The organism is Desulfomonile tiedjei (genome assembly GCA_016212925.1).
Taxonomy (GTDB): domain Bacteria; phylum Desulfobacterota; class Desulfomonilia; order Desulfomonilales; family Desulfomonilaceae; genus JACRDF01.
The window spans coordinates 1-11,182 of sequence record JACRDF010000051.1 but is presented as its reverse complement, the minus strand read 5'-3'; the positions used below and the strand labels follow the sequence as shown (position 1 = coordinate 11,182).

The following is an 11,182-nucleotide window of genomic DNA, read 5'->3' as shown; positions in this document are numbered from 1 at the left end:
TGGAATGTGCCTTAGAAGGCCAGGCCGATTTTATCATTTCCGGCGACCATCACCTTACCGACCTCAAGACATTTGAAGGGATCAAAATCGTTACCCCGGCCACCTTTTTGGGATTAATGGCACCTGGTTTCCTACCGGGAGATTAAAAAGGTGGCCCAGGGGGCAGGCTTTCAGTGGCTCAGATGTGAACAGCCGCAATTTCTTCCGCTCCATGATCGGGAATTATCACGTTCTTGCCGCTCTCATCCCAGGTCACCGTCAGGCCGCTACTGAAGAAAATTCTACGTGTTTTGGGACTGAAATCGGAAGTATATCATCGCCTATTAAATGAACTATAGACTCTAAAAAAATCAGAGAAGAAATGGAGAAGCCGCTGTAGGCGGCTTTTTGATTTCAAAGGAGGTGAACTATGATTCAAGACTACCTGAAAGCCGGATACCCGGTCTTGCTGGGGCGCACCCATGAACCCAAGCGGTTCATCAAAGCCACCCTCAAGTAATGCGAACGCACACTCAAAAAAGAAAGTAGCAGCCGGATCGGGGAGCGTGAAGGAGAACCCTTAAAATTTAGCAATGGGCTCTCAAGGAGGTTCGGGCGTTGGCGGGTTCCTGAACCTCATTGAGCGCCTTGCTCAAATTTGGGAATGACTAAAGTTATGGGAAAATCTCATCTTAATTGTCCTTTAAATTATTCCTGGGAAATGGGCCAAAAAGGTCCCGGGAGTCATCTTTTGTCAAAGACCCCCTCGAAGTCAGCAGAATAACTGCATTTCCGAGGCTGCAGGGATTTTGCGGGACTAAATTATCTGGCCCCGGTGAAAAATCATCATCGGAGCTTTTCTCTTTCTTGGGTCTAATTGAAAAAACTGTTGACAATCACAATAATGATAATTAGAAATACATTAGTGTATTTATAAATATGGAGGGCAAGATCATGATTTTTGGCAAGAAAGCGGTATTGGCCTTAACTGGTGCATCGGGGCGTCAGGTGGAGCATTGGGCCACATCCGGCGTAGTCAGGCCCTCTATCCCTGCAACTGGTAAGGGGACCCGGCGGGGATATTCTTTTAAGGACCTGGTAGCCCTGAGGGTGGCCAAGAGGCTCAAAGATGAAGGGATTAGCCTGCAAAAGATCAGGAAAGCCCTGGCCTACCTGAGAAAGAACTTCCCTGAGAAAAAGGAACCTCTGGCCGAACTGCGTTTCTTAACTGACGGCGAAGCCATCTTTGTGGTGGACCGGGACCCCCAAAGGATTTTAGACACCCTCAAAGGTGGCCAGTTTGTCTTTTCCCTGGCCTTGGGAGAAATCATTGAAGGACTCCAGGGCGAGCTTAAAAAGCTGGCAACCCCCAAGAAGGAAAAGATTATGCTGGAAGGCCGGACCCTTACCGTAGTGTTGACCCCGGACCTGGAGAGCGGCGGCTTTACGGTGCAATGCCAGGAGGAACCAGCAGCTATCTCCCATGGAGAAACGGAGCAAGAGGCCCTGGACAATGTCATTGATGCCATGGAATTGTGCCTTGAGCATGAGAAGGAATTACAAGCCGCTAAAGAGAAAGCCCGGGCGGTATGAGCTACACCTCAAAGCAATTAATCCGGGCGGCTAAGAAGCTTGGCTATGAGATTAAGGAAGGAGGCAAGCATACCCTGGTTTATGACTTTGCAACAGGGCGTCGCATAACCACAATCCAAAGGGGTTTCATTCCCAAGGGGACCTTAAACGCCATTCTCAAACAAATGGGCATAACTGAGGCCAAATTGAAGAAATTGCTCTAATGCCGGATTGTTCTCCACCTCTTTTTGAGGAGTTTCTGGTACACTGGCTTGTCGAAGGCAGGGTTGTAGAGCACATGTGCATTCCTGATACCGGAGAGAGGGTTACTTAGGGGCAGAACCAGCATGTTGAGGCAAGGACCTGGAGGTTAAATTGATAATTGATAAGGAAATACCTACCATGGAAGGCCAAAAAGGTATCCTGTCTCAAATAGTGGCGGCCCTCAAGGAAGGACTGGGAGAACGCCTGGTGTCCTTGGTCCTTTATGGGTCTCGGGCCAGAGACGAGGCTCGCCGGGGCAGTGATTGGGATCTGTTCATTATCGCCACTGATTTGCCCCCCCATAACTGGGAGAGACATATTCTCTTAAAGCGTTTCCTTCCTGCGGCTTATCGCGGCGCTGTTTCAATATTAGCTAAAACTCCGCCAGAATTTGAAGCCAATATCTCTTCCCTTTATTTGGACATCGCCCAGGATGGACGGATTCTTTTTGACCCGCAAGGTTATGCTGCCAAACGGCTGGCGGCCCTGCGGCGCCTGATGGAGGAGATGGGTCTCTACCGCAAGAAATCTCCGGGTGGGGAGGTATGGAAATGGCGGCAAAAACCTCAGCAACCCTGGGTCCTTAAATGGCGGGAGAATTGATGGCTGCTCCTGAGGAGGCATCATACCGCTTGCGCTTGGTTCTGGGATTTCTGGAAGAAGCACGCCAAGACTTTGACCTGGGGCGGTGGCGTGCTTGCGTGGATAATAGCCAATTAGCTGTGGAAAACGCTGCCAAAGCGGTTTTGACTCTGCTGGGTCCGGTGGGGCGGACTCACAATCCTGCCCTGCTCTTGCGGGAAGCATTGGCAGCAGGGGAATTCCCTGGGGAAATTTCAGCTCAAGTGACACTCTTGGCAGAATGTGCCGAACTTTTAGGGCCAGACATCCATGTGCAAAGCGATTATGGTGATGAGGCGGGCGGGCGTACCCCCTGGGAATTGTTTGACCAGGTCTCAGCCAGCCAAGCCCTGGACTTTGCTGAGGAGGCAGCTGAATTGGCTAGGCAACTTTTTGCAAGGATATAGACCAGCACCAAATCAGGCTAATACCTGGGTAAGAGAATCAAGATGACTCCATCTACAGACCTATTTCTCTGGGAAGCCGCCCTGCTGGAAAAATACCGGCAAAGGGAAGTTCTGCGGCAACAGATACTTGCCGACGCCATCGAGGCCTTAAAAAAGTATTTCCGCGGGAAGCGGGTCAGTAAAGTTTATTTGACCGGCTCCGTCCTCCAGGAGGGGAAATACTATCCCTTCTCGGATCTTGATATCGCCGTGGAGGGGCTGGAGGAAGACTACTTTGAGACCCTTGTCCAGTTAGAAGACCTCCTTGACAGAAACGTTGATCTCATCGAATTGGAATCGTGCCGGTTTAAGCAGGAAATCCAGGAAAGGAGCTTGAAAATCCTATGAAAAAAGAACCTATGGCCATCCTCTTAGGGTTTTTAGGTAACCAGAAAGATCTAATTCATAGGATTTTGAAGGATATTCAAGTAACTGAGCCTGACAGCCGGGAGAAGATTAGTCACCTGGGTTATTTGCTTCATAATCTTTACTGTGCCCTGGAGGATGTCTTTCGGGAAGTTGCTCAAACTTTTGAGAATCAGATAGAAGATCCCTCGCGCTATCACCGGGAGCTTCTGAAAAGAATGCAGTGGGAGATTCCTCAAATTCGGCCGGCACTCCTGACCTCTCGGAGTTATGCCATCTTGAACGAGCTCAGAGGATTTCGGCATGTATTTAGGCATGCCTATGAATATGAACTCTCGGCTGACCGTCTGACCCAGCTTAGACAGAAAATCATTCAAGATTGGGAAAGCATTCAGCGAGACTTGGATAATTTTACAGATTTCCTTAATAATAATTTGTTAAGAATTTGAGGTGATCTGGTTTGGCATGCCATTACCGGGAGATTGCTGAGGTGGCATAGGAGACCGTTGGAAACAGGGGGCGAAGTAGAAATTCTGCGGTTTTTGGCGAAATTCCAAATAATGGAAAAAGGCTCAAACATGTTGTTCGATCCGGATATTGTCCATTTATTAAAGCTTCGACTGGCAGAAGTGGCGGGAGACCGGCTTCAGACCGTGATCGTTTATGGCTCCCGCGTTTGGGGGAAGGCCGACCCCGAGTCGGACCTGGACGTGGCGGCTATTGTCCTGGACTGCACCCCGGAGTTGGAGGAGTCCCTCCAGGAGGCTGCCTATCAGGTCATGTGGGATCACGATTTTACCCCGCTTATTTCCCTTAAGGTCTTTGATGCTGGCAGCTTCGCAGCTTATAGGGAGAAGGGCTTCTCATTTTACCGGAAAGTGGCCGAAGAAGGGATTGCCCTATGAAGCTCCTCCCGGAGGTGGAGGCCTACCTGGCCAAGGCACACCATGCGTTGGAGGTAGCCTGGAAGCTCCAGGCCGGGGGAGACTTACCCGATGCCGCGGGTAAAGCGTATTATGCCATGTTTTATGCAGCCCAAGCTCTTCTTAGGGCCTATGGCATTGAGGTGGTGAAGCACTCTGCGGTGGCCTCCATGTTGGGCCGCCACTTCGCCAAGACCAGGCGAATGGACCCCAAATTTCACCGGATGTTCCTCAACGCCCGGCGAGTCCGTGAGGCCGCAGATTACGGCCTCTTTGGGGAAGTTGTTGAATCCACCGCCGTTTTAACCCTGGAGGAAGGCCAGACCTTTGTCTCGGAGATCGAGCGGTTGCTTAAACAAACCACTTAATTTTAACTGACTAATTATCTTCCATCCCTAATCCTAAGCCACCTGTGGGCGGCTTTTTTATTTCAAAGGAGGCGGAATATGATTCAAGACTGCCTGACAGCCGGGTACCCGGCCTTGCTGGTGCGCACCCACGAGCCGGAGCGGTTCATCAATGCTGCCCTCAAGGAGGCCAATGGCCGGACCCCTTATCAATGGGATGTGGTCAGGGGTTTCCGGGAACTGGGCACTGGGGCTAAGTGGGAAGAGGCGGACCCTTTGATTACAAATTTTCTGAAAACAACTTGGCTATTTCGTATAATATATTATTTAAAATATTCAAGGCATGATTTGATGATGGATCCTATCAGTATTCCGGTATTAGTCAGACGCTTGCGGACGCGGCTGGGGCTGACTCAGGAACAGTTCGCCCACAAGGTGGGGGTTACCTTTAGCACCGTAAATCAATGGGAAAATGACCGCCGCCGGCCTCAACCCTTTCTCCTGAAGCGGCTCCTGGAAATGGAGTCTGCTCTGGGCAAGGGCCCGGCTGGCCGCCTGACCAGGGAAGAGGCCCGGGCTTTTAAGAAAAGATGGGAGGCCGTCAATGCCGCAGAAAGTCAAGAGTTGGCCGCCACGGAAGTGGCCCACAAATTTCGCCAGTTAGCTGCGCTTTTGACTTCAGCGGAGAAGCTCGGCTGGACCGAGACCCGAGCCGGAGAAGAGTCCCAGGGCAGGGACCAGTGGGCTCGGCTAAGGAGGGGCAATCATGTCTGAAGCGTCGGACCTGGCGCCCTTGCTGGCAGCTTTGCGCGATCTGCTGGCCTGGCTCAAGGCCCGAAAAGTTGCGGTGGTGCTGATTGGTGGTGTAGCCGCGTCGCTTTTGGGTCGCCCCAGGCTGACCCGGGACGTGGACGTGGTGGTGCTTTTAGATGAAAGACACTGGGCCGAATTTCTGGACTTGGGAGCCCGGTATGGGTTTGTCCCCCGTCGGGCCGATGTTTTGGCCTTCGCCCAGGAGACCCGGGTCCTTTTGGTGCGTCACGAGGAAAGCGGAATTGATGCCGATATTGTCTTTGGATCCCTGCCGTTCGAAAAAGAGGCCGTGGCCCGGGCGTTCTGGGTGGAGATAGGTGGTATCCTAATCCCTCTGCCGACTCCGGAGGACTTGATTATTATGAAGGCGGTGGCGCACCGCGCCCGGGACCTGGAAGATATCGAGGCAATTTTGGCAGCCCACTCTAAGCTGAACCTGCGGCGGGTAAAGCGCTGGGTGCGAGAATTCTCTGCGGCCCTGGAGATGCCGGAGATTCTCAATGATCTGGAAATATTGCTTTCTCAGCGCCGCAAGCGGAGGAAAGGGAGGTCGACAATTAATAACTTCGACCCTATAAATGGGAATTCGTGATCAGCGCCGGAATTGGGGAATATCCCATCTGGGTCTGTAACACCCAGAGATAATGAAGGTTTTCATACCCAAAAATCAGCCAAGAGGTTCATTTAATAGCTTGAGTGGTAGATTGGATGGAAACCAAAGATAGCGATTCACATTTCGGAATCTTCCATCCATGGAGATCTAAACGATTGGTGCAACTAAAGACTTGAGTTTAACTGGTTAATTTTTCTCGGGACCTTAACTTGAGCCGCCTGCTGGCGGCTTTTTATTTTCCCTGGAGGTGAAACATGATTCAAGACTATCTGAAGGCCGGGTACCCGGCCTTGCTGGTGCGAACGCACGAGCCGGAAAGGTTCATCAATGCTGCTCTCCATGAGGCCAATGGCCGCACCCCCTTTCAATGGGACGTGGTTAGAGGCTTCCGGGAGTTGGGCAATGGGGCCGAGTGGGAAGAGGCCGACCCTTTTGATCTCCCCAATGTCGCGGCCCGGGGCAAAGAGAAAGCGGTTTGGTTCTTGAGGAACTATCACTTCTGGCTGAACGAGCCGCCGGTGATCCAAGCCCTCCAGAACAACCTGCCGATGTGCAAGACCAAGGGTATCACCCTGGTTATTGTCTCCGCGGAGGCCAGGCTCCCCCTGGAACTGGAGCGGGAGGTGGTGGTGCTGGACTTTCCTCTGCCTACCCGGGATGAGTTGAATACCATCCTGGGAGGCTTGGTTGAGAGCACCGGGATCGAGCCAGAAGATGAAGGGGCAGTCCTGGACGCGGCCCAAGGGCTCACCTGGGAGGAAGCCGAAAACGCCCTGGCCCTGGCCCTGGTGCGGCAGAAGAAAATCGACCCCCATACCATCTGTACCCTGAAGGCCCAGATGGTGGAAAAATCCGCGGCCTTGCAGTTCTCACAGTTCACCGAGACCTTTGCCTCCCTGGGCGGCCTGGAGAACCTGAAGGAGTGGACCTTGAACCGGTTCCAGAACCGGAAGCCCGGGCTGCCTTTCCGGGGCATTTTGCTCTTGGGTGTGCCCGGCACCGGCAAGAGCCACTTCGCCAAGGCTCTGGGGAATGAGGTGGGCTGGCCGGTGTTATCGCTCGACATGGGCCGGGTCTTCGGGTCTTTGGTGGGGGAAAGCGAAGCCAAGATGCGGGAGGCGCTCAAAGTGGTGGATGCCATGGCGCCTTGTGTGCTCTTCATCGACGAAATCGAAAAAGGTCTGGCCGGGGTAGGCGGCTCTGCCACGGATGGCGGCACCACGCAACGGGTAGGCGGCACTTTCTTAACCTGGTTGAATGATCACGCCAGCGAGGTCTTCGTCATCGCCACTTGCAACGACTATGCGAAACTTCCCCCGGAGTACACCCGGATGGGCCGGTGGGACGCTATCTTTTTCGTGGACAATCCGGGGCCCGGGGAACAGGCGCAAATACTTAACATCTATCTAAAGCAATTTCAGGTTGTCCCCACAGATATTGAATACCCCGATCTGAAGGATTACAGCGGCGCAGAGATCCGGCAGGTGGCCATTGAAGCAGCATATAACGGTTTCCATCTGGAGGGAGCGGCTAGTTTCGTGATTCCTATTTCGAAGTCCCAGAAAGCCCAGATGGACGCGCTCCGGGAATGGGCGAAATTTCGGACTATTCCAGCCAGCAGGGCAGTCCCGGAAGAGGCCCGGGGGCCAAGGAGGGTGGAGCTATGATGCTGGTGAACGTCAATGAGGAAACTCTAAAACCTGCCACTGTTAACGCCGAAATAAGTCTCCCTCTCTGGCAATGGAAAATCATTATCAGACGGGCTGAAGCCCTTTTTCGGGGGGACCTGGGCGCGTGCCTCGCTCAACTCCTGGAGGTGGGGTTCATGAATGAGATCAAGCTCTTGGGCGGGTTTAACAGCAAGACGGTTGAAAACTAGGGGAGCGATCATGAGCCATTACAGTGAGGTGCAAATAGAGATCAATGACGGGGCGGCCCTGGTGGCCGCCCTGAATCGTTTGGGTTTCAAGGGCAAAGTAGAGATCCACCAGGAAGCCCAACCTCTTTATGGCTACCAGGGAGATGCGCGGGCGCAAAAAGCCCACATCATCATCCGGCAGCAGCACGTGGGCCGGGCGGCCAACGACCTGGGGTTCGAGCGGCAGGTGGACGGCAAGTACCGGGTCTGGATCTCGGAGTATGACCAAAACTATAACAAATATGACGACGCCTGGATGGGGAAACTAAAGCAGGCCTACGGGGTGGAGAAGGCCCGGGCCGAGGCCAAGAAGAAGGGGTACCGGGTCAGCGAAAAGAAACTGAATGACGGCCGCATCCGGCTGGTTCTCAGGAGGTGAACCATGAGCGCAGAGATCATTCTGGAATTTTGGGAAGACGGCCAGGTCGACCTGGAGGGCAAGGGTTTTAAAGGCCAGGCGTGCTTCAAGGAGATGCAGTTCTTAAAAGACGCCCTGGGGGCGGAAACTTCTTCCACCAGGAAGCAGGAATTCTATCAAACGGAGGTCAAAAGAGATGGCAAGGTCAAAGCAAGATAATGGGCAGGTTTTGGAAGAGCACACCCTGGTCTTCACGGAAGACGGCAAGGCCTCCTCCTGGTGGTGGACGCCGGAAATTCAAAAGGTTCTCCTGGTCCTGGGGTCCCCCATACCGGAGATGGATAACTTGATTCACAACCCGTGGTGCGGGTAAGGAGGTAAGGCAATGGCACGAGTAGTCATCACCATGGAAGGCGGTTTGATTCAGCATATTATGGCCGACCAGGAGGGTGTCGAGGTCATGGTGTTGGATTTCGATACCGAAGGCGGAGACGACGAGCGCATCAGGGAATTCGAGGGTAACCCGGTTTATGTCTTTCAAGGGGTGGATGACGTGGATCCGGGGCGGGTCGATGAAATCGAAGGAGCCCTCTTTAAGTAAAACCCTCTTCTTTCATCTGCCCGGGGCGGCGGCGCTCTGGATAGGACTCATGATCGCCTTCCTGTTTTGATGAATCCTTCAAAAAGCGACTTGACATTACACCTTAAAGGTGTAATATGTGGGTGTAAATTATGACCGAGAAGCGCCAACCTACCTACGACCTGAAGGCATTTAAGGCTGCGTTTAGCAGCGTGGAGAAGTTGGCGGTTACCGGCACCGCGCTAAGAAGCGCCGCTGCTCTGGGATTTGGGCGCACAGAGATCGTTGAAACGATCCAGACCATGCAACGAGAGCATTTTTATAAGTCCATGACGGCCTATGCCGACTACCGGCTTTGGCAGGATGTATATCACGTTCCCTCGGCGGTTGGAGTCCTTTATATCAAGTTTACCGCCGATGTTTTAACCAAGTTTTTGTTGCTCTCGTTCAAGGAGAAAGACGATGACCACTAATCCCGTTTGTCCGAAAACGGGTGCGCCGATGCAGCGTGGCGTGCGCCCCATGACGTTAACCTATAAGGAAGAGTCGATCACTTTCGGAATGCCCGGCTGGTATTGCGACGAGTGCGAGGAGAGCATTCACACCGGCAAGGATATGAGGGTATCCGACCGGATATTGAATCGGCTTAAGGCCCGTAGCGAGGGTCTGCTCGGGCCGGAGGAAATTCGGCGCATCCGTAAGAAACTTCGTCTTTCCCAGGAGGGTGCCGGGTTGCTGATCGGCGGTGGCCCCCGTGCCTTCCAGAAATATGAAAGCGGGGATATGTTGCCAAGCCGGGCGGTCAGCAGCGCCTTAGTTTTACTCGATCATGACCCCGCTACATTAGTGGTTCTAAAGAGGCGGCACGATGCGCACCAGGCCTCTGTCCCGTCGCAGGCCGAGCCTCACCCTTGATGCATGGAAGGTTCCATATAGGAGGCGTAGCGCAAATTCTAAAGTAGCCCTTTTTAAGTAAAACCCGCACTCTTTCACCTAACCCGGGGCGGCGGCGCCCTGACTTGGGATGAGGGAGCGATGGCCCCCTTGATAAGGCCGGCATTGACCGGCCTTTATCTTTTTTCAGAGGAGGGAAGATGATGAAAAGCAACGGTAACGGTTTTGAAGAAATGGTGGCCATTCAGCTGGCGGTGCGCTCCTGGCCGGGGCAGGCCAAACTGAGCGCCGAGGACCTGGGGCTCAAAGACGGCGAGGTCCCGGAGATTTTCTACCTGGGTAATAAAAAACTCTACCCCCAGGAATGGCGGCAACTCTTCTCCCAGCTTACCAGCCGGGCCCGGAATTACCTTAACGACAATTCCTACCCCTTTGTGGTGGAGTACGTCCGCGCCATCCCCAAGCGGAACCTGGCCCGGGTGGTGGAGCGGTTGGAAGAGCTGAAGACCGAGTACCTGGCCCGGGCCGAAGAGTTCATGGCCCACTACGAGGCCATCCAGGAGCAATGGCGGGAGAAATACCCGGACATCTGGCCGCGGCTCCAGCCCCACTATCCCACCAAGAATCAGCTTAAGAGAAAGTTCGACTTTTTTTGGAGTGTCTTTGACATCAAGGGCGCGGAGATCAAGGAAGGGAGCGCTCCGGAAGTCATCGAGGCCTACCAGCGGGCCAAGGAGGAACTTCAGAGCAGGTATGAGGAGATGGTGGAAGAGGCGGTGATCTATCTCCGTAAGAAGGTCCTGGAGGTGGTGACCAATCTCTCCAGTCGGCTGAAGGAAGGGCGGATCGTACGGAACGACACCCTGGAGAGCGTACGCCGGGTGGAGGATTGGTTCAAAGACCTCAATATCTTTGGCGACACTAAAGTCGAAGAAGCCCTGACCGGACTGCGCTCAGTCCTGAACGGCACCGACTACGAGGCGCTCAAAGACAACCAGGCATTGAAGCAGCAGTTGGCGGGCATGACAGACCAGGTGGCCGTGGTGGCCGGCAAGCTGGACGATGTGAGTGTCATTTCCGGCAACTACAAACGGTTGATTGATCTGAGCTGAGGGCGCCAGTCATGACCGGGGAAGAATTGATGGCTATGTCCGAGGAAGACCTGGACGAACTGGTGCACGACCTCAAAGGAGAAGAGGCTGCGGCCATAAACAACCAGGGCCGGAATGCCCAGATCGCCTATATCCGGGGCGAATAAGGAGGCTGCTCATGGAGCGAAAAACGGTTTTCTTCAATGCAGATGAGGGGGCGAACGGCCGGCGCACCACAACGAACGGTGGCATTGAGATCGTCAAATACGGGACCGGCCTGACCGATTTGTTCATCCTGGGTCCCAAGGGCGGCCTGCGTCACGTAGTGGTGCTCCCCGACACTGAGGCTCTACTCCTGGGTCAGGAACTCCTGGCCTTTTATTCCCAAGGGTAAATA

General features: G+C 53.6%; 20 protein-coding genes. All 20 read left to right on the top strand.

The annotated features are described in order from the left end of the window. Positions 1-933: 933 nt before the first annotated feature. Positions 934-1,572: a MerR family transcriptional regulator gene (locus tag HY913_23355; protein ID MBI4966236.1), complete on the top strand. Its 639-nt coding sequence runs from the start codon at positions 934-936 to the stop codon at positions 1,570-1,572. Further along, positions 1,569-1,775 carry a type II toxin-antitoxin system HicA family toxin gene (locus HY913_23350; GenBank protein MBI4966235.1) on the top strand — a complete coding sequence of 69 codons (207 nt, stop codon included), beginning with the start codon at positions 1,569-1,571 and terminating at the stop codon, positions 1,773-1,775. Before HY913_23355 ends, HY913_23350 begins: the two co-directional genes overlap by 4 nt. 151 nt (positions 1,776-1,926) lie before the next feature. Next, a complete protein-coding gene (locus tag HY913_23345) occupies positions 1,927-2,418 on the top strand; it encodes a nucleotidyltransferase domain-containing protein (GenBank protein ID MBI4966234.1) in 492 nt (163 codons plus the stop codon). Beyond that, positions 2,418-2,843 carry a HEPN domain-containing protein gene (locus HY913_23340; GenBank protein MBI4966233.1) on the top strand — a complete coding sequence of 142 codons (426 nt, stop codon included), beginning with the start codon at positions 2,418-2,420 and terminating at the stop codon, positions 2,841-2,843. The genes HY913_23345 and HY913_23340 overlap by 1 nt, the downstream gene beginning before the upstream one ends. Positions 2,844-2,885: 42 nt before the next feature. Then, the gene (locus HY913_23335) at positions 2,886-3,230 is read left to right on the top strand and encodes a nucleotidyltransferase domain-containing protein (protein ID MBI4966232.1); all 345 of its coding nucleotides are present in this window, start codon (positions 2,886-2,888) and stop codon (positions 3,228-3,230) included. Then, a complete protein-coding gene (locus HY913_23330; GenBank protein ID MBI4966231.1) occupies positions 3,227-3,697 on the top strand; it encodes a hypothetical protein in 471 nt (156 codons plus the stop codon). The genes HY913_23335 and HY913_23330 overlap by 4 nt, the downstream gene beginning before the upstream one ends. A 111-nt stretch (positions 3,698-3,808) precedes the next feature. Continuing rightward, positions 3,809-4,153 (top strand): nucleotidyltransferase domain-containing protein, encoded by a 345-nt coding sequence (locus tag HY913_23325; GenBank protein ID MBI4966230.1) that lies wholly within the window; start codon positions 3,809-3,811, stop codon positions 4,151-4,153. Next, the gene (locus HY913_23320; GenBank protein ID MBI4966229.1) at positions 4,150-4,539 is read left to right on the top strand and encodes a HEPN domain-containing protein; all 390 of its coding nucleotides are present in this window, start codon (positions 4,150-4,152) and stop codon (positions 4,537-4,539) included. The genes HY913_23325 and HY913_23320 overlap by 4 nt, the downstream gene beginning before the upstream one ends. A 330-nt stretch (positions 4,540-4,869) precedes the next feature. Continuing rightward, a complete protein-coding gene (locus tag HY913_23315; GenBank protein ID MBI4966228.1) occupies positions 4,870-5,292 on the top strand; it encodes a helix-turn-helix transcriptional regulator in 423 nt (140 codons plus the stop codon). Further along, on the top strand, positions 5,285-5,923 hold the full coding sequence (locus tag HY913_23310; protein ID MBI4966227.1) for a nucleotidyltransferase: 639 nt from the start codon (positions 5,285-5,287) through the stop codon (positions 5,921-5,923). The genes HY913_23315 and HY913_23310 overlap by 8 nt, the downstream gene beginning before the upstream one ends. A 275-nt stretch (positions 5,924-6,198) precedes the next feature. Beyond that, positions 6,199-7,611, top strand: coding sequence for an AAA family ATPase (locus HY913_23305; protein MBI4966226.1), 1,413 nt, complete (start codon positions 6,199-6,201; stop codon positions 7,609-7,611). Next, complete coding sequence (locus tag HY913_23300; protein MBI4966225.1) at positions 7,608-7,823, top strand: hypothetical protein; 216 nt, start codon at positions 7,608-7,610, stop codon at positions 7,821-7,823. Before HY913_23305 ends, HY913_23300 begins: the two co-directional genes overlap by 4 nt. A gap of 10 nt (positions 7,824-7,833) precedes the next feature. Continuing rightward, positions 7,834-8,241 (top strand): DUF1257 domain-containing protein, encoded by a 408-nt coding sequence (locus HY913_23295; protein ID MBI4966224.1) that lies wholly within the window; start codon positions 7,834-7,836, stop codon positions 8,239-8,241. 3 nt (positions 8,242-8,244) lie between these two features. Then, the gene (locus tag HY913_23290; protein MBI4966223.1) at positions 8,245-8,439 is read left to right on the top strand and encodes a DUF2997 domain-containing protein; all 195 of its coding nucleotides are present in this window, start codon (positions 8,245-8,247) and stop codon (positions 8,437-8,439) included. Continuing rightward, positions 8,417-8,593 (top strand): hypothetical protein, encoded by a 177-nt coding sequence (locus tag HY913_23285; protein MBI4966222.1) that lies wholly within the window; start codon positions 8,417-8,419, stop codon positions 8,591-8,593. Before HY913_23290 ends, HY913_23285 begins: the two co-directional genes overlap by 23 nt. Positions 8,594-8,605: 12 nt before the next feature. Next, complete coding sequence (locus tag HY913_23280; GenBank protein MBI4966221.1) at positions 8,606-8,821, top strand: hypothetical protein; 216 nt, start codon at positions 8,606-8,608, stop codon at positions 8,819-8,821. Between the two features lie 131 nt (positions 8,822-8,952). Continuing rightward, a complete protein-coding gene (locus HY913_23275; protein MBI4966220.1) occupies positions 8,953-9,273 on the top strand; it encodes a type II toxin-antitoxin system MqsR family toxin in 321 nt (106 codons plus the stop codon). Next, entirely contained in the window at positions 9,263-9,715 is a 453-nt protein-coding gene (locus HY913_23270) for a type II toxin-antitoxin system MqsA family antitoxin (GenBank protein MBI4966219.1), read from the top strand. Before HY913_23275 ends, HY913_23270 begins: the two co-directional genes overlap by 11 nt. Before the next feature lie 179 nt (positions 9,716-9,894). Next, positions 9,895-10,806 carry a hypothetical protein gene (locus HY913_23265; protein MBI4966218.1) on the top strand — a complete coding sequence of 304 codons (912 nt, stop codon included), beginning with the start codon at positions 9,895-9,897 and terminating at the stop codon, positions 10,804-10,806. A 157-nt stretch (positions 10,807-10,963) separates the two neighbouring features. Beyond that, on the top strand, positions 10,964-11,179 hold the full coding sequence (locus tag HY913_23260; GenBank protein MBI4966217.1) for a hypothetical protein: 216 nt from the start codon (positions 10,964-10,966) through the stop codon (positions 11,177-11,179). Positions 11,180-11,182: the final 3 nt, after the last annotated feature.